This window comes from Shewanella khirikhana (assembly GCF_003957745.1).
In the GTDB taxonomy this organism is placed as follows: Bacteria; Pseudomonadota; Gammaproteobacteria; order Enterobacterales; family Shewanellaceae; genus Shewanella; species Shewanella khirikhana.
On sequence record NZ_CP020373.1, the window covers coordinates 1,336,797 to 1,358,156 of the forward strand.

A 21,360-nucleotide genomic window follows, 5' to 3' on the forward strand; every position below is an offset into this window, starting at 1 on the left:
AACAGTGCGCTAAGCGGATGATTTTTATGGATGCCAGTGAAATACAGCCCCTGATGCAGTTCCTCGAACAATTGGTGCCCTTTGACTCGCTGCCGCAGGAGTTGCTGTCGGCCAGTGTCAGGGCGCTCAGTGTGGGCTACTACAGCAAAACCATGGGCCATGTGCCGCTGGATGCTGATCATCCGCAGCTTTATATTGTTCGCAGCGGCGCCTTTGAAGTGCGCGACGCCGAAGGCGAATTGGTTGACCGGCTGGGGGAGGGCGACTTCTTCGGCTTTCCGTCACTGCTCTCCGGTGAAGCCGTCTCCAACAAGGTGGCCATTCTGGAAGATGGTCTGGTGTATCACCTCGACCCTGACAGCTTTAATCGCCTGCGTCAGGAAAGCCGCGAGTTCGACCGCTTTTTTAACCGCGCCTTTGCCAAACGCATGCGCCATCAGGCACGTTTCAAGGCCAAGGAGCTAACCACCACCAGTCGCATCAGTTCGCTGATGTCAGGCTCGCCGCTCAGCATAGATTGCAATCACAGCATACGTCAGGCGGCGGTGATGATGCGTGATGCCCGGGTGTCGTCACTGCTGGTGACCGACAACCACAAGCTGTGCGGCATTCTCACCGACAGAGATCTGCGCAATCGGGTGCTCGCCGAAGGGCTGGATGCGGCGCTGCCGGTTCATCAGGCGATGACCCGCAACCCGGTGACCATCAGCGCCAGCGCGCTGGTATTTGAGGCCATGTTGGCCATGAGTGAGCGCAATATCCACCACCTGCCGGTGCTGGATGGCGATTCACCGGTCGGAGTGATTTCCAGCACTGATATTTTGCGCAGTCAGGGCTCTACGCCGCTGATGCTGATTGGCGAAATTGAGCGTCAGCGGGATCTGCCCAGTCTAATTGCGGTCAGTAAAAAAATTCCCGAACTTTTACAAAGTCTTATCAGCGCTGATGCAAGGGCGGAAGAAATCGGCCGGGTGCTGACGTCGGTGACCGATGCGCTGACCCGCAGGCTAATTGTGCTCAATCAGCAAATTTTAGGTGAGGCACCAATGGCCTTTTGCTGGCTTGCTTTTGGCTCCCAGGGCAGACAGGATCAGGCCGCCTGCTCGGATCAGGACAACGGCATGTTACTGGCCGCTGAGCCCGATGAGCAGGCGAGCGGCTACTTTGAAGCCCTGAGCAAAGCCGTGTGCGCGGGCCTCAATGAATGTGGCTATGTGTTTTGCCCGGGCGATATCATGGCTCAAAACCCCAAGTGGCGAATGTCGCTGCAACGTTGGCAACAGGTATTCGATAATTGGGTAAAAGCTCCCGATCCCAAGGCATTGATGCACGCGTCTATTTTCTTTGATATGCGGCCGGTGTTTGGCCCGCAAACCCTGTTCGATGCCCTGCAGGACAAGGTGCTCGCCGGCACCAAAGACAATGATATCTTCCTTGCCGGCATGGCTGGCAACAGTCTGAAAGAATCGCCGCCGCTGGGCTTTTTCCGCAAATTCGTGCTCGAGCGCGACGGCAGCGAAGTGAAAGGCATCGACTTAAAGCACAAGGGCAACGCCCTTATCAACGACATCGCCCGGGTGTACGCCCTGTCGGCCGGTATCAAAGAAGTGAACACCGCCAAGCGCATTCGTGCGCTGATGGAGCTTGGGGTGATTGGCCGTAAAGATGCGCTCAATCTCGCCGATGCCCATGAATTTATTGCCCATATGCGTCTTGCCAATCAGGGCGTACAACATCAGCAGGGGCAGGCGCTGAGTAACTTTCTCAAACCGCAGCAACTGTCTTCACTGGTGCGCCATCAACTGCGGGACGCTTTTAAAGTGGTCCACGATGCTCAGTCCGGGCTTCGGCTTAAATTTATGCGGAGCTTTTAATGGTATCCGGCGCCCTGGTGCGGCCAAGGCTGTGGTGGAAAAGCCGCGGCTTGTCGAGCGCAGCAGTACCGGCGCTTAAGCGGGTGCTGGACAGTCAACGAGCACTGCTTGGAAAACCGCTGGGGCAATTGCCACTGTTGGCACTGGATCTGGAGATGACCGGCCTTAGTCCCTTGCAAGACCAAATTCTCTCCATCGGTGTGGTGCCCATCGACAACGGACTGGTTAATCTGACAGGCGCCGCCAGCATTCTGGTGGAGATTGATGGCAGTGTCGGCCAAAGCGCTGCCATTCATGGCATTACCGACCGCGAGCTTGCCGGCGCCTTGCCCCTTGACGATGCCATGGCCTGGCTTTTGGATAAGCTTGAAGGTCGTATTGCGCTGGCTCACCACGCGCCGCTGGATCTGGGGTTTATCCGTGAGGGGCTCAGACGCGTTTATGGCGCTGAATTGCCACTGCTTGCTATCGATACCCTGCAACTTGAGCGCAGTCGCTTGCTTAGGGGGCAGGAAGTGATAAAAGAAGGCAGTCTTCGCCTTGGCGCAAGCCGCGGCCGCTACGGTTTGCCCGTGTATCACGCCCACAATGCACTGACCGATGCGCTGGCCTGTGCCGAACTGTTTTTGGCCCAAATTGCCTGTATGGGCGCTGCAACCCAGAGCGCCGATCCCTATTTATTGCTCTGCGATTAATACTCTTTTACAGATTTTCAGTCTCACTTCAGCGCAATTGATTTTAATCTCAATGTATTGAACCTGATGGGAGAGAGCCCATGCCTTTACCCCTGCTGTGGATTGGCGGCGCTGCACTTGGTGCGCTGGCGGTGGCGGATGCCAGAGAGTCGCGTAAAACGCTGCAGCGCAGGCGTGCCAGTGGTCTGACCGAGCTTAAGCACACTGACAAGGCCACAGTGCTGCACCCCAGCACCTGGCAAAGTGGCGGCAGGAAAACCACCCCAACCCCGGGTGCGCTGATGTGCTGCTATGTCTACGGGGTGATAGAGCACACCGGTATTTATCTCGGTGATGGCTTGATAGCTGAACTGCACGGCAGCGGCCTTATTCGTGCGGTATCGGCCCAGCGTTTTCTGCATGGCCGTACCGGCAGCCATATTTTCGTTGCGGCCGATGCCAACCATGAATGTCTGGCCCACGAAATGGCGGCCGAGCGCGCGGCCGAGGCCTTGTATCAGTACCGTGAGTACGACCTGCTTGAGAACAACTGTCATAGGTTTGTGTGGGGCTGTATCGGTGCTGAGGACAGAGAAATCCATGGTTTCAGCGATCTGAACGCTCTGGTGGCGAGGTTTTACGGCAAGGCAATTTACTGGGATGAGGCGAGACTCGACTATCTGAGCGAATAAGTGCTGACTTTGAGCGGGTCAGTGGCGCATCAGTTGGTTGCATCAGTGGGCGGTAGCGGGGAACAGATACAAAAAAGCCACCCGTTTGGGGTGGCTTTAAATTAGCAGCTATGCCAGTGCCTGGCTTACTTGCAGAAGTAGTTTACCGCGCGGCGAACCAGTTCAACGCCGGTCTCTTCGCAGGGTGGCAGCTCGGCATCGGACACGGCTATCGGAGTCACGCGCTCGCCCCACTTGAGTGCCAGAGCGGCTGAGGTCAAACCGGCACCAAAGGCGCACGACAAAATGGTATCGTTCGGTTTAATCAGGCCTTTTTCCAGCGCGTCACAAATGGCGATAGGGATAGTGGCTGCAGAGGTGTTGCCGTAGTTGGCGATATTCACAAAGGCTTTTTCCTTTGGAATACGCATCTTGCTCACCAGGGTGTCGATAATGCGCTCGTTGGCCTGATGGGGGATCACCAAATCCACATCGTCTTTCGACAGGCCGCATTTCTCCAGCACCTGAGCACTGAGTTTGCCCATGCCGTTAATGGCACGCTTGAAGATTTCCTGGCCATCAAACTGGATGTAAAAATCCAGTGATTCGGGGCTGAATCTGTCCATGGCGGTGCCGAAACCGGCTTTGAGGATATCGCGGCCATCGGGGTCGTTATTGAGCTCATAGCCCAGCACGCCGCCGGGGACATCGCTGGCTTCAACCACCACAGCGCCGGCGCCATCACCGAAGAGTACGGCGGTTTCGCGGCGAGACCAGTCCAAATAAAAGGTCAGGCGCTCAGCGCCAACAACCAGCACCTTCTTGCACTGGCCGCTTTTAATTTGCGAGCTGGCAAGGCCAAGGCCATACAGGAAGCCCGAGCAGGCGGCGTTGATATCGAAGGCGGCGCAGCGGGCACCCACATTGGCCTGCACGGTAGAGGCAATGTTGGGGATCAGAGTATCCGGGCTCGCGGTGGCCAGAATAATCATGTCCAGCTCGCTGCCGTCGATACCGGCTGCGGCGAGGGCACGCTTGGCGGCCAAACTGGCAAGCTCGGAAGTGTTTACATGGCTGACATGGCGCTGACTGATCCCGGTTCTGGGCTTAATCCATTCATCGGAAGTGTCGATAAAGGTGGCCAGATCGTGGTTGGTCAGTACGGCAGGGGGTACACATTTGCCCCAGCCGGTAATGGTGGCGTACTGCATAAAAATCTCTCAAACAAAAAAGGCAGAGCCAGTGGCCTGCCTTGTATATCCGACAACAAAGCTTGTGGCGTAAGCGTGTCGTCCCTGATTATTTCACCTGTTCCGCGACGAGATCGCGAATAGAGCCAGCGGCGTGCAGAATGTGCTCGCGCAGCAGGGCAACAGCCTTGTCGGTTTCTTTCTGCTTGCAATAGCTCAGCAGATCTCTGTGGTCTTGCTCGGCCCGCGGGATCCCGCCGGTCAGCAGCAACTGAAGACGAATGTAACGGTCACAGTTGGTGTTCAGGCCGTGCACCACTTCCAGCGTGTGGGGACGGTCGGCAGCCTGATACAAGGTGGTGTGGAACTTGGTGTTAAGCTCAGCCCAACTGCCAATGGCATCTTCCTGCTTAAACGCAGACTCAAGCTGTTCCAGCACTTTTTCCGCTTGGATCAGGTCTTCATCTTGCAGATTCGGGATGGCTTTTGCAAGCAGATCTGTCTCGATAAGCGCCCTGAGTTCAAACAATTCGGTCACCTGAGCGGCAGACAGCTCAGTGGCGGTAGCGCCCTTGTGGGCCTCGAATTTCACCAGCCCTTCGGCTTCGAGTTGCAGCAAGGCTTCCCGAACCGGAATACGGCTGACGTTCAGCTCCTCGGCCAATGCGCTTTGACGCAGCGGCTCCCCGGCGGCGATCTCCCCCGAGAGGATCTTTTCCCTAAGCACCTCTACCACGACCTGAGTGCGAGTTTTATGAACGATAGGCGTGTTTCGACTCATTTCTTATTCTTTATACCGAGATATTTTGATCGCCTAAGATTACCGCCAAAGAATGCATAAATAAAGGGAAACCATGGGTTTCCCTTTATCATTTTGCTCAACTGTTACTCGCGTCAGAATCGCTTCAGGCGCGTTGAGGTGGATTTCAGCGCCTCGGGTAACAGGCTATCGGGCATGTTCTGATAGCAGATGGGGCGTACAAAGCGCTTCATCGCCTCGGTGCCAACTGAGGTGCTGCGACTGTCGGTACTGGCCGGGTAAGGGCCGCCGTGGTTCATTGCCCGAGCGACTTCCACGCCGGTGGGCATCTGATTAAAGATGATCCGGCCGACTTTAAAACTAAGCCGCTGAATGATATCTGCAAAGGCTGCCACTTCGTCCTCCTGGCCGTGAACACTGGCGGTAAGCTGCCCCGGCAGGGCGGCAACCAGGGCCTGTAACTCGGCGTGGGACTCACATATCGCCACCAGGGCGAAGGGGCCAAAGATTTCATCGAGCAGCTCGGGTTTTGCCATCAGCTTGGCTGCGCTGATTTTTGCCAGCAGTGGCCGACTTTGGTGCGCCGCCTGCGCCGCCTGACCCTGGGCAAGAATATCCACCTCGCTGAGCATGGTCTCCACCGCGCTGTTGTAAGCGTGACAAATTCCCTGGCTTAACATGGCGTTGGCGCTCTGGGCGGTCAGGTTGTCCACCAGGGCAGCAAGGTAAGTATCAAGCCCGGCACCTTTAACTGTGATGATAAGCCCGGGGCTTGTGCAAAACTGGCCGTGGCCCATCATCATCGAGTTGACCTGGGCCTCAGCCAGTGAGGTCGCATCCGCGGCCAGTTTACCCGGCAACAGCAGCTGGGGATTCACAGAGCCAAGTTCGCCGTAAAATGGAATTGGCTCAGGGCGAAGGGCGCAGCGGTCCGCCAGTATACGGCCTACCTTGAGCGAGCCGGTAAAGCCGACGGCTTTAACCAAAGGGTGCTCGACCAGTGCGGTGGAAAGCGCAGGGCTTGCGCCCTGCAGCAGCGAAAACAGCCCCTTTGGCATGCCGGTGGCGTCGATGGCTCGCGCGATGGCGCGGGTTACCCGCTCGCTGGTGCCCGGATGGGCCGGATGGCCTTTGACGATAACGGCGCAACCTGCGGCGAGGGCCGAGGCTGTATCACCGCCGGCAGTGGAAAACGCCAGTGGGAAGTTGGATGCACCAAATACTGCTACTACCCCGAGCGGCAATTGTCCAAGCTTGAGTTCCGGCTTGGGCAGCGGTGTGCGGCCAGGGTTGGCTTCATCCATCAAAAACGTATCATAGGGCTCAGTAAGCACGGCGGCGAACAGTCTGAGCTGACCTGTGGTGCGGCCAAGCTCGCCGCGAATGCGTGCTTCCGGCAAGCCGGATTCGAGCATGGCCATGGGCACGATAAGTTCAGCATCCTGCTCAAGTTCGTTGGCGATGGCATTAAGCAGCGCTGCACGCTGTGTATCTGATGTTTGCTGATAGGCCCAGAATGCCTGCTCGGCTGCGAGCGCTGCGGCATTTACGTCACTGGCATCGGCCTCGGCAAAACGTTCGGGCAGCTGCTCATTGGTTTGCGGGTTGAAGCGGGCAAAGCCCGCTTCCTTTCCCTGCCATTGATGGCCAAAAAAGTTAAGGCCACAAAGGTCAGTAGTCATAGGAGATCCTTTTTAAATAAGCCCAGGAGGTGTGCGCCCGAGGGTTACACCACCTGGAAGCCAAAGGCGTAGGGGTCGGCGTCATCCACCGTGATGGCGTTTTGACCGAACACCTGGGCCCAGCCCTGAATACTGGGACGAATCGCATCATAGTCGCCCACCTTGGTGGCGGACTCGATACGGCCGATAAACTGACTGCCGATAATGCTCTCGTGGGTGTAGCTGTCGCCCACCTTGAGTTTGCCGCGGGCGTACAGCTGCGCCAATCGGGCGCTGGTACCTGTGCCGCAGGGTGAGCGGTCAATGGCTTTATCACCATAAAACACCGCATTGGCGCCGTCTGAGCCTTCGCTGATGGTGTCGCCAGTCCACAGCACGTGGCTAACACCGCGTACCGTTGGGTCGTTGGGGTGAATGCAGCTCAGGGTTTCGTGGGCCACCTGACGCACAATCGGGCTCCAGCGCAGAATATCCGCCGCACTCCAGTGACGCAGCCCGGGGAAGTTCGCCTGTGGGTCGACAATCACGTAATAATTACCGCCGTAGGACACATCCACCTTGAGGGTACCAAGACCCGGAATATCGAGAATCGCGTCTTTGTGGGCGAGATACGCCGGCACGTTGTAAATGCGTACCCAATCGACCTTGGCGCCGGTTTGCTGATAGTCAATCTCGATTTGACCGGCGGGCACATCCAGCACCAGTTTGCCGGGGGTTCTTGGTTTCAGCAGCCCGGTTTCGATGGCGGCGGTGATGGTGCCTATGGTGCCGTGGCCGCACATAGGCAAACAGCCGCTGGTCTCGATAAACAGAATCGAGGCGTCGGCATTGTCAGAGCAGGGCGGGTAAAGAAATGAGCCTGACATCATGTCATGGCCGCGTGGCTCGAACATCAATGCTTTGCGGATCCAGTCGTGATTGGCGAGGAAATCCTGACGCTTTTCACTCATGGTGCGGCCTGCAAGGTTAGGGTGGCCACTGGTGACCAGCCGCACCGGGTTACCGCAGGTGTGTGCATCGACGCAGAAAAATGTTCCTTTCATCATGGCCGTTGAGCTCCGGTTATCTAGTTATTATGGCTCTTTGTGCCAATCCACATGGCGAAGGGCAGCTTGAGTTTGCCATCAACCATGTGGACCGGCATCTTGGGATCAATCCAGATTGTACTTGGTCAGATCCAGGCGCTTTGCCATGGCTTCACCTACAACTTTCTCGACGTAGGCGCGCTCATCACCAATCAGCGTCATACGTGGCATGCGCACATTTTCACTGCCACGGCCGGCGATTTGCTCGGCGAACTTAATGCACTGAACCAGGGTAGGGATGGTATCGAGGCGCAGCAGCGGCATAAACCAGCGATAGATTTCACGGGCTTCCTCGATGCGACCGGCGCGGGCGAGCTTATAGAGGGTCACTGACTCGCGGGGGAACACGTTGGTGAGGCCGGAAATCCAACCTGTGGCGCCGAGCAGCAGTGATTCCAGCGCGATATCGTCTACACCGCAGAACAGGGTAAAGCGGTCGCCAAAACGGGTTTGCAGTTCGGTCAAGCGGCGGGTATCCGTGGTGGACTCTTTGATGGCCACGATATTGGGCTCGTCGGCCAGAATGGCGGTCATTTCGAGGTCGATATCCACGCCGTAGCTTACCGGGTTGTTATAAATCATGATTGGCAGACTGGTTGCGCGGGCCACCATCTGATAATGGGTAATGACTTCACGCTTGGTGCCACGATACACCACGGCTGGCAGCAGCATGACGCCGTCTACGCCAATGGCTTCCACATCCTGAACGTATTGCATGGCAAGCTGGGCAGTATTTTCGGTACAACCGGCTATCACAGGGATACGGCCTTTCACCACACCCACGGTGTGCTTGAGGAATGCACGCTTTTCATCGGCACTCAAAGAGGCGTTTTCACCAATGGTACCCAGAGCGATGATACCGTCGATGCCGTCCTCAATCAGCTGCTCCAGCATGCGGGTATTGGATTCAAAGTTGATGCTGCCATCTTCATTGAATTGGGTGGAAATTGCTGGATATACACCTTGCCAGTTAACTTTCATGTTCAAACCTCGAATTAGTCTTGTCTTCTTAATTTTTCCCCTTGCCCGGTGGCGAAAGGAGAGGATGCGCTCGGCATTGCGATAAGTTATAGTATATTGTATACAATAAATCAATCCAGAAAAATGCTGATCACAGATTATTTGAATCCTGGCCATGCGTCACTATATATTGCATACATTATTACAAGAGGATGTGGATACGATGGAACCCCGGCAAGCCCCAGCACCCTTAACACTGAGCGCCGAGCAGCGCTCGGGCTATCGACAAATCACCACCCTGGATGCGCACACGGAAGGAGAGCCACTGAGGATCATTACCTCAGGTTATCCGCCGTTTCCGGGCAACAGCATTCTGGAGAAACGTCAGCATTTGATGGCGCAACTCGATGATTATCGCAAGCTGTTGATGTTTGAACCCCGCGGTCATGCGGACATGTATGGTGCGCTGATCACCGAGCCTGTGACGCCCGGCGCCGACTTTGGCGTGCTGTTTTTACATAACGAAGGCTATTCCAGCATGTGTGGCCATGCGGTGCTGGCTCTGGCCACCGTGTACTGCGAAACCGGCGCCATTCCCATGCCGGGAGGTGTGGCAGAAATTGGTATAGACGCGCCGGCGGGCTTTATCCGCGCCCGCGCTGAACGTGATGCTGAGGGGAAAATCCGCGCCAGCTTTATCAATGTGCCGTCCTTTGCTGAGGCGCTGGATTTAACCGTGGAGGTGCCTGGCATAGGTGCCGTCAACTTTGATATCGGCTTTGGCGGCGCTTACTACGCCTATGTGGATGCCGATATTTTGGGGCTGGACTGCTCGCCGGAAAATGTCAGCCAGCTGATAGATTGGGGCAGACGAATAAAACAGGCTGTGATGACGAAGTTCGCTATCCAGCATCCGCTCGAAGCCGATTTAAGCTTTCTTTACGGCACTATTTTTACATCCGCTAAGGTTTCTGTGCCGGAGACTCATTCACGCCATGTGTGCATCTTTGCCGATGGCGAGGTTGACCGCTCTCCCACCGGAACCGGTGTCGCGGGCCGGATAGCACTGCTGCATGCCAAGGGCGATGTATCGCTCAATCAGCCGCTGGTGATTGAAAGCATTGTGGGCGGACAAATGACGGTTGAGGCAATCGACAGCTGCGATTTTTACGGTAAAAGCGCCGTTATCCCGCGAGTATCGGGTCGGGCGTTTATTACCGGTGAGCATAGATTTTTGCTCCATCCGGACGATATTTTTCAAACCGGCTTCTTGCTGCGCTGAGGTGTGGGATGAGTAAAGATAAATCTCAGCACCTCCAGGCAGGTACAGCCTCCGATGAGGCTCTGCAGGTTATTGTGGTTGGTGCCGGTGTAGTGGGGCTTGCCAGTGCGGTGGCGCTTGCCCGCCGTGCTTTTAAGGTCACGGTTATCGATAAGGAAGGCGTGGCCGCGGGCGCCTCGTTTGGCAATGCGGGCCATTTTGCCACCGAGCAGGTGTTTCCCCTGGCCGATCCTGCCTTGCTGCCCAAGTTACCCGGCATGCTGCTGGACCCTCTGGGGCCGTTTCGTATTCGCCCGGCGTATTTCCATAAGGCGCTGCCCTGGTTTATGCGTTTTGTGGTCAATATGAGTCGCAAAAACCGCGAACGTAACGGGGTTGCCATCAAGGCGCTGAATCTGAGGTCGATGGCGGCCACACGTGAGCTGCTTGCGTTTTGTGGCAGGCCGGAGCTGTTGGTTGAAAATGGCTCGCTGCTGGTATTTGAAACCCGGGATAAGCAGGTAATTGACGCTGAGTTTCGCCATTACCGCGATGCGGGCGTTGCGGTAAAGCTGCTGACTGGCGATGAGGCCCGTGCACTGGAGCCAAGCTTAACCGAAGCCATTACCGCAGCGCTCTGGTTTACCGAGGTGGGCCACACCCCGAGCCCTAAGGCCATTTGTGATGCGCTGGCAGACACACTCCTCAGGCTGGGTGGCAGTATTGAGCTTGGCTGTGTTAAGCAGTTGCAGGGGCCATCAGCATTGCTGGACGATGGCAGAAAGCTTACGGCAGACAAGGTGCTGCTTTGTGCCGGCGCCTGGTCACGGCCTTTGGCACTGAGTGCGGGTCATAAGGTGCCGCTCGATACCGAACGTGGTTATCACTTGATGATGCCGCAGCAAAGTGGCCTCAAGCGGCCGGTGGCATCGTTCGACAGAAAGTTCATCATTACCCCCATGGACGGCGGCACACGTTTGGCGGGCACAGTGGAATTTGGCGGCCTTGAGGCGCCCATGTCACCGGCGCGTGCAGATTGTTTGCTGCCCCACGCCAGGGCGCTGCTGCCAGCGGTGTTCGCCGCAGCAACCCTAGAGGATGGTGAGCGTTGGATGGGATTCAGGCCCTCAATGCCGGACAGCCTGCCGGTGCTGGGTGAAAGCCAAAGCCCGGGGGTGTTTCTTGCGTTTGGGCATCAACATCTCGGGCTTACCTGGGCGGCAACGACGGCCGAACTGATGGGGCAACTGATGACAGGTGAAACCCCTGCCATCGAGATGAGCCCTTACAGTGTGAGCCGCTTCGATTAAGGCAGCTAGAAAGCTGGAATGTTAAAAGCTAAAGGCGACCAACTGGTCGCCTTTTTAATGTTTGCAGCAGTTTATCCTGCCGTGATACGACCAGCCATAAAGGCTTCAATCTCATCTGTGCTGCGCGGGCAGGCAGCCGAGAGGTTTTCACAGCCGTCTTCAGTGACCAGCATATCGTCCTCAATCCGCACGCCCATGCCACGATACTCGCTCGGTACATCCATCGCGTCGGCCGGAATATAGATGCCGGGCTCTATGGTAAACACCATGTCGGGCTCAAGCGCGCGCCAATTGCCACTGCCATCCTGATAAGGCCCCACATCATGCACATCCATCCCGAGCCAGTGGCCGGTTTTGTGCACAGTGAAGCGTTTGTAGCTTTCGCTTTTCATTACCTCATCAAGCGAGCCTTGAAGCAGGCCTAGTTCAATCAGCCCCTTGGCCATCACTTCCATGCAGGTTTCATACAGAATGTTCCAGCGGGTGCCCGGGCGTACCCTGGCGATAGCAGCATCGAGTGCGGCCAATACCAGATTGTGAATGCGCCGCTGCGCTGGGGTGAAGCGACCTGTGGCGGGAAAGGTGCGGGTGATATCGGCACTGTAATGGCCGTACTCGGCGCCGGCATCTACCAGTATCAGTTCGCCTTCATTTACCGTGCAGCAATTTTCCTCATAATGCAGGCAGCAGGCGTTGTTACCGGCTGCGACAATATTGGGGTAACCCACATCCACGCAGCCGTGCTTGGCAATTTCAAGCATAAAGGTGGCGGCGAGTACGCCTTCGTTTACTCCCGGGGCAGCGGCCTGCATCAGTGCCTTGTGGCCAGCAATGGAGGCATTGACCGCATGGCGAATAAGGCCAATTTCGGCCTGAGACTTAATCACCCGCATTGGGTGCAGCACGGAAGCGAGCGCCGAGAGCTGCCGGTAGGCCTTGGGCACATCAAAGGGCGTTTGAAAACGCTCGCGATTAATAAGCTGCCAGAGGTTGGGCAAGCGATTTAACTCATCACTGACATAAATCCGGGTTTTGCCTTTGAGCAGTTCAAGTAGTTTGGGCTCGAATTCATCGATAATAAATGCATCGTCTGCGCCATAGTCACAGATAGCGCCCTGTGGCCCTGAGCGTTTGCCAAAGCTCACTTCGGCGTCTTTATCCCTCGGCCTGCAAAACAGAATGAGGGTGTCATCACCATCTTCACGATACAGCACTGCATAGGCGTCCGGCTCGGCGAAGCCGGTGAGGTACAAAAAGTCATTGTCCTGGCGGAAGTGGTATTTAATATTTTTGCTGCGCACCTTTTGGCTATAGGCTGCCATCACCACCAAACTGCCTGTTGGCAGGGCATCGAGCAGCGCTCGGCGACGATCGCGGTGCAGGTCGGCATCAACGGCAGAACTCATTTGGCTGGCCATAACATCCTCATTGAAAGTGGGCGGATAAACCGGGAAGGTTTTATTGATTGCATGTTAGTTGTATGCAATATGCAAAACAAGTGAAAAACTTGTTCCGGCCATCCATCTTGGCGGTGCATTTCCGATAAAGGAGTGAAATAATAGCGCCACTTGCAAATCCGGAGTGACTGAAGTGAACCGAGCGGTATTTCTCGACAGAGACGGCGTCATCAACAAAGACCATGGTTATGTGCATAAGGTGGACGACTTTGAATACATTGAAGGTGTATTCGAGGCCTGTCTTGCTTTGAAAAACATGGGATATAAGTTGGTTGTAGTAACCAATCAGTCTGGTATCGCCCGCGGCATGTATTCCGAAGATGAGTTCCACACGCTTACTGAGTGGATGGACTGGAACTTCGCCGACAAGGGTGTGGATTTTGATGGTATCTATTACTGCCCGCACCATCCTGAGAAAGGCATTGGTGAGTATAAGCAGGATTGCGAATGTCGTAAGCCAAAACCTGGCATGTTGGTCTCTGCTGCCAAGTTCCTCAAAATCGACCTGTCCAAATCCGTGATGGTGGGTGATAAAGCCGATGATATGCGCGCTGCAGAGGCCGCGGGTATCCCAACCAAAATTTTGGTGAGAACCGGCAAGCGCGTCGACACAGAAGGTGAAGCCCTTGCCAGCAAAGTGCTGGACAGCATCGCCGATGTACCTGGGTTTCTTAAGTCTTAACCCACTTCCAATTGATAAGCCGCCTTACTGGCAAAAAATACGTCGGCGGCTAAAATCTATCCACTTGGCACATTAATCCAATAAAAGGGCTTGCGCTCTCGAACCAAGCCCCTATAATGCGCCTCCGTTGACTGACAGCAATGCTGCGAAACAGTCGGTTCTTTAAAAATTTATCAAGCAATCTGTGTGGATACTCGCAGGTTGATGAAGTCGACAAAACGATTTTATCAATGAAAGAGTTTTCATGCAGAGCATGACAGCAGAAATTCATTGAGACCAAAACTTTAATTGAAGAGTTTGATCATGGCTCAGATTGAACGCTGGCGGCAGGCCTAACACATGCAAGTCGAGCGGCAGCGGGAAGATAGCTTGCTATCTTTGCCGGCGAGCGGCGGACGGGTGAGTAATACCTGGGGATCTGCCCAATCGAGGGGGATAACAGTTGGAAACGACTGCTAATACCGCATACGCCCTACGGGGGAAAGGAGGGGACCTTCGGGCCTTCCGCGATTGGATGAACCCAGGCGGGATTAGCTAGTAGGTGAGGTAATGGCTCACCTAGGCGACGATCCCTAGCTGTTCTGAGAGGATGGACAGCCACACTGGAACTGAGACACGGTCCAGACTCCTACGGGAGGCAGCAGTGGGGAATATTGGACAATGGGGGAAACCCTGATCCAGCCATGCCGCGTGTGTGAAGAAGGCCTTCGGGTTGTAAAGCACTTTCAGTGGGGAGGAAAGGTTGTTGGTTAATACCTAACAGCTGTGACGTTACCCACAGAAGAAGCACCGGCTAACTCCGTGCCAGCAGCCGCGGTAATACGGAGGGTGCAAGCGTTAATCGGAATTACTGGGCGTAAAGCGTGCGCAGGCGGTCTGTTAAGCGAGATGTGAAAGCCCCGGGCTCAACCTGGGAACTGCATTTCGAACTGGCAGACTAGAGTCTTGTAGAGGGGGGTAGAATTCCAGGTGTAGCGGTGAAATGCGTAGAGATCTGGAGGAATACCGGTGGCGAAGGCGGCCCCCTGGACAAAGACTGACGCTCAGGCACGAAAGCGTGGGGAGCAAACAGGATTAGATACCCTGGTAGTCCACGCCGTAAACGATGTCTACTCGGAGTTTGGTGTCTTGAACACTGGGCTCTCAAGCTAACGCATTAAGTAGACCGCCTGGGGAGTACGGCCGCAAGGTTAAAACTCAAATGAATTGACGGGGGCCCGCACAAGCGGTGGAGCATGTGGTTTAATTCGATGCAACGCGAAGAACCTTACCTACTCTTGACATCCAGAGAACTTTCCAGAGATGGATTGGTGCCTTCGGGAACTCTGAGACAGGTGCTGCATGGCTGTCGTCAGCTCGTGTTGTGAAATGTTGGGTTAAGTCCCGCAACGAGCGCAACCCTTATCCTTACTTGCCAGCGGGTAATGCCGGGAACTTTAGGGAGACTGCCGGTGATAAACCGGAGGAAGGTGGGGACGACGTCAAGTCATCATGGCCCTTACGAGTAGGGCTACACACGTGCTACAATGGTCGGTACAGAGGGTTGCGAAGCCGCGAGGTGGAGCTAATCTCATAAAGCCGGTCGTAGTCCGGATTGGAGTCTGCAACTCGACTCCATGAAGTCGGAATCGCTAGTAATCGTGGATCAGAATGCCACGGTGAATACGTTCCCGGGCCTTGTACACACCGCCCGTCACACCATGGGAGTGGGCTGCACCAGAAGTAGATAGCTTAACCTTCGGGAGGGCGTTTACCACGGTGTGGTTCATGACTGGGGTGAAGTCGTAACAAGGTAGCCCTAGGGGAACCTGGGGCTGGATCACCTCCTTACCTAAGCGACACATTATCCTGCTGAGTGTTCACACAGATTGCTTGATAGAAGATAAAGAGACAAATGCGATGGGTCTGTAGCTCAGGTGGTTAGAGCGTTCGCCTGATAAGCGAGAGGTCGGTAGTTCGAGTCTACTCAGACCCACCAAATCTCCGCTTTTGCTTTGTTGTAAAGCTCGTCGTTTACACCAGTAAACTTCCTCACTTTACGCCGCGCATAAGCGAAGATTAATACAGCATTTGTTTCAGACTGCATATTGCAGAAACGGGGCTATAGCTCAGCTGGGAGAGCGCCTGCTTTGCACGCAGGAGGTCTGCGGTTCGATCCCGCATAGCTCCACCACTATTCAATATGTGAGTCTCAGGACATAAGTCCCAAGGATAGAGACGCCAAAGATAAGTGATGAATTTATCTTTGGCTTTTTTAAGCCCGCTCTTTAACAATTTGGAAAGCTGATAGTAGAAATCAAAACGACTCTTCTGAGTTGGATTGATGAATACAAAAATTGAGTTCTCAAACACTTCAATCAAGTGTTTTGGAAATTCTTCAAGGCGAGTTCAGTAAAATGAACTATCGAAAACCAGCTGGTTGCAATACAGCGCGGTGAGGAAACTCATCCGGGTTGTATGGTTAAGCGACTAAGCGTATACGGTGGATGCCTTGGCAGTCAGAGGCGATGAAGGACGTAGTAACTTGCGAAAAGCGTTGGTGAGGTAGTAACAACCGTTATAGCCAGCGATGTCCGAATGGGGAAACCCGGCACCATAAGGTGTCATCACTACATGAATACATAGTGTAGTGAGGCGAACGAGGGGAACTGAAACATCTAAGTACCCTCAGGAAAAGAAATCAACCGAGATTCCCTCAGTAGCGGCGAGCGAACGGGGATTAGCCCTTAAGTCTTCGGGGTGTTAGTGGAATGCGTTGGAAAGCGCAACGGTACAGGGTGACAGTCCCGTACACGACAACTAACCGATGATGAAATCGAGTAAGGCGGCACACGTGATATGTTGTCTGAACATGGGGGGACCATCCTCCAAGGCTAAATACTCCTGACTGACCGATAGTGAACCAGTACCGTGAGGGAAAGGCGAAAAGAACCCCTGTGAGGGGAGTGAAATAGAACCTGAAACCGTATACGTACAAGCAGTGGGAGCGGTTCTTGAGACCGTGACTGCGTACCTTTTGTATAATGGGTCAGCGACTTACGTTTTGTAGCGAGGTTAAGCGAATAGCGGAGCCGTAGGGAAACCGAGTGTTAACTGCGCGTTTAGTTGCAAGGCGTAGACCCGAAACCCGGTGATCTAGCCATGGGCAGGTTGAAGGTTGAGTAACATCAACTGGAGGACCGAACCGACTAATGTTGAAAAATTAGCGGATGACTTGTGGCTGGGGGTGAAAGGCCAATCAAACCGGGAGATATCTGGTTCTCCTCGAAAGCTATTTAGGTAGCGCCTCGGACGAACACCTTTGGGGGTAGAGCACTGTTAAGGCTAGGGGGTCATCCCGACTTACCAACCCTTTGCAAACTCCGAATACCAAAGAGTGCTATCCGGGAGACAGACGGCGGGTGCTAACGTCCGTCGTCAAAAGGGAAACAACCCAGACCGTCAGCTAAGGTCCCAAAGTAATTGCTAAGTGGGAAACGATGTGGGAAGGCTTAGACAGCTAGGATGTTGGCTTAGAAGCAGCCATCATTTAAAGAAAGCGTAATAGCTCACTAGTCGAGTCGGCCTGCGCGGAAGATGTAACGGGGCTAAGCAATTCACCGAAGCTACGGGTGTACACGATAACGTGTACGCGGTAGAGGAGCGTTCTGTAAGCCGTTGAAGGTGAAGGGGTAACCCACACTGGAGGTATCAGAAGTGCGAATGCTGACATGAGTAACGATAAAGGGGGTGAAAAACCCCCTCGCCGAAAGACCAAGGGTTCCTGTCCAACGTTAATCGGGGCAGGGTGAGTCGACCCCTAAGGCGAGGCCGAAAGGCGTAGTCGATGGGAAACGGGTTAATATTCCCGTACTTCTGCTAACTGCGATGGAGAGACGGAGAAGGCTAGGCCAGCACGGCGTTGGTTGTCCGTGTTTAAGGTGGTAGGTAGTGTGCTTAGGCAAATCCGGGCACATATATACCGAGAGCTGATGACGAGGTGCTACGGCACTGAAGTGGTTGATGCCATGCTTCCAGGAAAATCTTCTAAGCTTCAGGTTAGCAGGAATCGTACCCCAAACCGACACAGGTGGTCGGGTAGAGAATACCAAGGCGCTTGAGAGAACTCGGCTGAAGGAACTAGGCAAAATGGTACCGTAACTTCGGGAGAAGGTACGCTGCTGGCGGTGATGGGACTTGCTCCTTAAGCTGCTGGCAGTCGCAGATACCAGGTGGCTGCAACTGTTTATCAAAAACACAGCACTGTGCAAACTCGCAAGAGGAAGTATACGGTGTGACGCCTGCCCGGTGCCGGAAGGTTAATTGATTGGGTTATCGCAAGAGAAGCTCATGATCGAAGCCCCGGTAAACGGCGGCCGTAACTATAACGGTCCTAAGGTAGCGAAATTCCTTGTCGGGTAAGTTCCGACCTGCACGAATGGCGTAATGATGGCCACGCTGTCTCCAGCCGAGACTCAGTGAAGTTGAAATTGCGGTGAAGATGCCGTATACCCGCGGCTAGACGGAAAGACCCCGTGAACCTTTACTATAGCTTGGCACTGAACATTGACCCTACATGTGTAGGATAGGTGGGAGACTTTGAAGCGGGAACGCCAGTTCTCGTGGAGTCAATCTTGAAATACCACCCTTGTAGTGTTGGTGTTCTAACCTCGGTCCATGAATCTGGACTAGGGACAGTGCCTGGTGGGTAGTTTGACTGGGGCGGTCTCCTCCCAAAGAGTAACGGAGGAGCACGAAGGTTGGCTAAACACGGTCGGACATCGTGTGGTTAGTGTAATGGCACAAGCCAGCTTAACTGCGAGACAGACACGTCGAGCAGGTACGAAAGTAGGTCATAGTGATCCGGTGGTTCTGTATGGAAGGGCCATCGCTCAACGGATAAAAGGTACTCCGGGGATAACAGGCTGATACCGCCCAAGAGTTCATATCGACGGCGGTGTTTGGCACCTCGATGTCGGCTCATCACATCCTGGGGCTGAAGTCGGTCCCAAGGGTATGGCTGTTCGCCATTTAAAGTGGTACGCGAGCTGGGTTCAGAACGTCGTGAGACAGTTCGGTCCCTATCTGCCGTGGGCGTTGGAAGATTGAGGGGGGTTGCTCCTAGTACGAGAGGACCGGAGTGAACGAACCGCTGGTGTTCGGGTTGTCATGCCAATGGCATTGCCCGGTAGCTACGTTCGGAATCGATAACCGCTGAAAGCATCTAAGCGGGAAGCGAGCCCCAAGATGAGTCTTCCCTTGGACCTTGAGTCCACTGAAGAGCCGTCCGAGACCAGGACGTTGATAGGCAGGGTGTGTAAGCGTTGTGAGGCGTTGAGCTAACCTGTACTAATGACTCGTGCGGCTTAACCATACAACCCAGATGGGTTTCAGATGGTAATAGATAGTCTTGAAGAGACCAGACTTGATTGAAGTGATAACTCAAGCTCGATAGAGCATCAGCTTTCCGAATTAACTGATTGGAAATCCTGACGCAGGAAATCTCATGGCTGACAAAGCCGTGACAGAGCGAAAGGCGCAGTGTAGCAGCGCTACATGAGCACTTGAGCGAAAGAACAATGCAGTCAGACAAGAGATTAACCAGTCAGAACAGTTTATGCTTGGTGACAATAGCGCTCTGGTCCCACCTGATCCCATTCCGAACTCAGTAGTGAAACGGAGCAGCGCCGATGGTAGTGTGGGGTCTCCCCATGTGAGAGTAGGTCATTGCCAAGCGCCTATTTCTGGTTTCCACTTTGAAAAGTGAAATCAAACAGTGTTGAAGAGGCCACCCAGACGGGTGGCCTTTTTGCATTTCAGCACTCAGCCTTGTACTTACCACCGGCTTTTTGATTTCGCCCCTGCTTTATAAGAGTTTCTTAACAGAACTGATTTACGCTATGGGTTAAACTGTGGCCATTGCTCAGGGGAGATTGCTATGTTGCTGAAAATACTGCTGACGTTGGTTGTTATATCCGCCGCTTATTTTTCATATAAAAAGCGCAAACCCGTCACCCCTGCAGTGAGTGCCAATGGCTTACTCACCCGTTATCTGGCGATGGGCACTCTGTTTACAGCGGTGCTGCTAAGCTCCGTGTGGCTTGGCTGGCGTTGGTACGATGGCAATCGGGTGTTGTCTGTTACCATAGTTTCCCCAGCTGAGGGCGAACAGAAGACCTTCAAGGTGCGTAAACGCGATTTGGGACAGTCAGAGCTTGAAACCCTCGATGGCCTTAAAATCCGCTTGTCTTCCCAGGAGCGAATAATGATCTCCAGCTCTGACCAGCAATAAATCAACGTCTTATTTCAAAGATCTCTGCTTTTCATTCTGTGGTTATCGGGTAAACTAGCCGCGGTTTCAGATTGCTCCCCGTGTGAACGGGTTAGGGAGGTTCCATGATCACTGCATATGTGTATGAAAATCGTCAATTGACCATACTCGAACTTGGCATTCAGGATCCCATCCCCCCGGCAACCTTGTGGCTTGATCTGTACAAGCCGGAAGACGAGGAGCGTGAGTGGCTGGCACAGTTCTCAGTTGAAGAGCTGCCGGACGAGGAAGACATCAACGAGATTGAAGCCTCGGCCCGTTTCTATCAAAACAGCGACGGTTTGCACATTAACTCCTTGTTCCCGCAGCGAGTGGGGCAGGATGTGCGCGGCGTTAACGTCTCGTTTAACCTCAGAACCAATTTCCTGCTGACCATCCGTGAAGAGGATGTGGGTCTTATCCGCTTGCTCAGAAACTACCTGCGCCTTGGCAGACTTGAAGCCTCCACACCGCAGGAGCTGTTTATCGAGCTGTTCAATCTGAAGGTGGACTATCTGTCTGACTTGATTGAAGACGTGTACACGGTGCTTGAGAATGTGGGCGAAGAAGTGTTCGAGAGCCAGGAGCTGGATGAAGTCTTCAAGCTCATCACCATTCAGGAAGACGCCAACGGCAAAATCCGCCTCAGTTTGCTCGATACCCAGCGCTCACTGCGCTACATGCAACGCTATTACCGCGGTCAGCTGACCGACGAGGACATGAAGGATCTGCGGGAGATGCTGTCGGATATCGAATCTTTGATGCCCCACAGCCAGTTTATCTTCGACAAGCTGAACTTTCTGCTCGATGCCGCCATGGGTTTTACCAGTTTGCAGCAGAACAAAATCATCAAGATCTTCTCGGTTGCTGCGGTTGTGTTTCTGCCACCCACCCTGATTGCGTCGAGCTATGGCATGAACTTTACCACTATGCCGGAACTGGAATGGCAATATGGCTACCCCATGGCCATCGCCATGATGCTGGCGAGTGCTGCCGGGACCTATTTCTTCTTTAAACGTAAACGCTGGTTGTAAGCTCAGGCTTTAAACAGCGGGATTACGTCGGCGCTGGTGCGCTCGAGGTAATTGGGCTCGTTGATGAGGTTTTGCAGGGTGTGGAGTTTGCCGCGCATCATGCTCATGGCCACCACACAGCGATGGTAGGGGTTGCTGCAGCGCTCCAGTTGACGGTCAAGGTTAAACACAAGGCACTCCAGTTGTGCCTTGTTGCACTCAGATCCTTCTATCACTTCACGGTTGAGCGTGCTCCTGAGCCGCTCCAACTCATCGGGTTGGTTATCGGCCATCCACAGCAGCGTATCGAAATCCGGCAAGGGTGTCATAAGCGCCCCCTTTAACACGTCTGGTGATTTTGGTGATTCCTCCACACTAGACAAAGGGGATTGCCAAGGCAAGACAACTTGGGTCTAAGCGCAGAGCGGCGCGGCTTTGAAGGTTATATACAG

15 protein-coding genes, 2 tRNA genes and 3 rRNA genes are annotated in these 21,360 nt (G+C 54.3%); 13 read left to right on the top strand and 7 right to left on the bottom strand.

Annotated features, from left to right (window positions below; genetic code table 11):
- Positions 1-26 precede the first annotated feature (26 nt).
- The 3 genes from STH12_RS05785 (at position 27) to STH12_RS05795 (ending at position 3,240) form a co-directional block, all read left to right on the top strand.
- Entirely contained in the window at positions 27-1,874 is a 1,848-nt protein-coding gene (locus STH12_RS05785) for a DUF294 nucleotidyltransferase-like domain-containing protein (protein ID WP_126166680.1), read from the top strand.
- Positions 1,874-2,569, top strand: coding sequence for an exonuclease domain-containing protein (locus STH12_RS05790; protein WP_126166681.1), 696 nt, complete (start codon positions 1,874-1,876; stop codon positions 2,567-2,569). Before STH12_RS05785 ends, STH12_RS05790 begins: the two co-directional genes overlap by 1 nt.
- A gap of 80 nt (positions 2,570-2,649) precedes the next feature.
- On the top strand, positions 2,650-3,240 hold the full coding sequence (locus tag STH12_RS05795) for a hypothetical protein (RefSeq protein ID WP_126166682.1): 591 nt from the start codon (positions 2,650-2,652) through the stop codon (positions 3,238-3,240).
- 125 nt (positions 3,241-3,365) lie between these two features.
- Here STH12_RS05795 and STH12_RS05800 read toward each other — a convergent pair whose 3' ends face one another.
- From STH12_RS05800 to dapA, 5 genes are all read right to left on the bottom strand, one after another.
- A complete protein-coding gene (locus STH12_RS05800; protein WP_126166683.1) occupies positions 3,366-4,430 on the bottom strand; it encodes a ketoacyl-ACP synthase III in 1,065 nt (354 codons plus the stop codon).
- A gap of 88 nt (positions 4,431-4,518) precedes the next feature.
- On the bottom strand, positions 4,519-5,190 hold the full coding sequence (locus STH12_RS05805; protein WP_126166684.1) for a GntR family transcriptional regulator: 672 nt from the start codon (positions 5,188-5,190) through the stop codon (positions 4,519-4,521).
- 113 nt (positions 5,191-5,303) lie between these two features.
- Positions 5,304-6,851, bottom strand: coding sequence for an aldehyde dehydrogenase (NADP(+)) (locus STH12_RS05810; protein WP_126166685.1), 1,548 nt, complete (start codon positions 6,849-6,851; stop codon positions 5,304-5,306).
- Between the two features lie 44 nt (positions 6,852-6,895).
- Positions 6,896-7,897 carry a 4-hydroxyproline epimerase gene (locus STH12_RS05815; RefSeq protein WP_126166686.1) on the bottom strand — a complete coding sequence of 334 codons (1,002 nt, stop codon included), beginning with the start codon at positions 7,895-7,897 and terminating at the stop codon, positions 6,896-6,898.
- Between the two features lie 105 nt (positions 7,898-8,002).
- The gene (gene dapA, locus STH12_RS05820; RefSeq protein ID WP_126166687.1) at positions 8,003-8,917 is read right to left on the bottom strand and encodes a 4-hydroxy-tetrahydrodipicolinate synthase; all 915 of its coding nucleotides are present in this window, start codon (positions 8,915-8,917) and stop codon (positions 8,003-8,005) included.
- A 202-nt stretch (positions 8,918-9,119) separates the two neighbouring features.
- Between dapA and STH12_RS05825 the strand changes: the two genes are divergently transcribed.
- A complete protein-coding gene (locus STH12_RS05825) occupies positions 9,120-10,178 on the top strand; it encodes a proline racemase family protein (protein WP_126166688.1) in 1,059 nt (352 codons plus the stop codon).
- An 8-nt stretch (positions 10,179-10,186) separates the two neighbouring features.
- A complete protein-coding gene (locus STH12_RS05830; protein ID WP_126166689.1) occupies positions 10,187-11,467 on the top strand; it encodes an NAD(P)/FAD-dependent oxidoreductase in 1,281 nt (426 codons plus the stop codon).
- A 71-nt stretch (positions 11,468-11,538) separates the two neighbouring features.
- On the opposite strand, the gene STH12_RS05835 is transcribed toward STH12_RS05830, so the two are convergent.
- Entirely contained in the window at positions 11,539-12,885 is a 1,347-nt protein-coding gene (locus STH12_RS05835) for an aminopeptidase P N-terminal domain-containing protein (RefSeq protein WP_237158762.1), read from the bottom strand.
- Between the two features lie 163 nt (positions 12,886-13,048).
- Here STH12_RS05835 and gmhB point away from each other — a divergent pair, with 163 nt between their 5' ends.
- The 8 genes from gmhB (at position 13,049) to corA (ending at position 20,929) form a co-directional block, all read left to right on the top strand.
- Positions 13,049-13,606 carry a D-glycero-beta-D-manno-heptose 1,7-bisphosphate 7-phosphatase gene (gmhB, locus tag STH12_RS05840; protein WP_126166690.1) on the top strand — a complete coding sequence of 186 codons (558 nt, stop codon included), beginning with the start codon at positions 13,049-13,051 and terminating at the stop codon, positions 13,604-13,606.
- A 285-nt stretch (positions 13,607-13,891) separates the two neighbouring features.
- A 16S ribosomal RNA gene (locus tag STH12_RS05845) occupies positions 13,892-15,436 on the top strand.
- 71 nt (positions 15,437-15,507) lie between these two features.
- A tRNA-Ile gene (locus tag STH12_RS05850) sits at positions 15,508-15,584 on the top strand.
- A 119-nt stretch (positions 15,585-15,703) separates the two neighbouring features.
- A tRNA-Ala gene (locus tag STH12_RS05855) sits at positions 15,704-15,779 on the top strand.
- Between the two features lie 286 nt (positions 15,780-16,065).
- Positions 16,066-18,959 (top strand): 23S ribosomal RNA (locus STH12_RS05860).
- Between the two features lie 246 nt (positions 18,960-19,205).
- Positions 19,206-19,321: ribosomal RNA gene (gene rrf, locus STH12_RS05865) — 5S ribosomal RNA — on the top strand.
- Together the 16S, 23S and 5S rRNA genes with 2 tRNA genes alongside form the textbook arrangement of a ribosomal RNA operon.
- A 202-nt stretch (positions 19,322-19,523) precedes the next feature.
- Positions 19,524-19,877 (top strand): hypothetical protein, encoded by a 354-nt coding sequence (locus STH12_RS05870; protein ID WP_126166691.1) that lies wholly within the window; start codon positions 19,524-19,526, stop codon positions 19,875-19,877.
- 104 nt (positions 19,878-19,981) lie between these two features.
- Positions 19,982-20,929, top strand: a complete 948-nt coding sequence (gene corA, locus STH12_RS05875; protein ID WP_126166692.1) for a magnesium/cobalt transporter CorA — start codon at positions 19,982-19,984, stop codon at positions 20,927-20,929.
- A gap of 2 nt (positions 20,930-20,931) precedes the next feature.
- On the opposite strand, the gene STH12_RS05880 is transcribed toward corA, so the two are convergent.
- Positions 20,932-21,237 carry a DUF3135 domain-containing protein gene (locus STH12_RS05880; RefSeq protein WP_126166693.1) on the bottom strand — a complete coding sequence of 102 codons (306 nt, stop codon included), beginning with the start codon at positions 21,235-21,237 and terminating at the stop codon, positions 20,932-20,934.
- Positions 21,238-21,360: the final 123 nt, after the last annotated feature.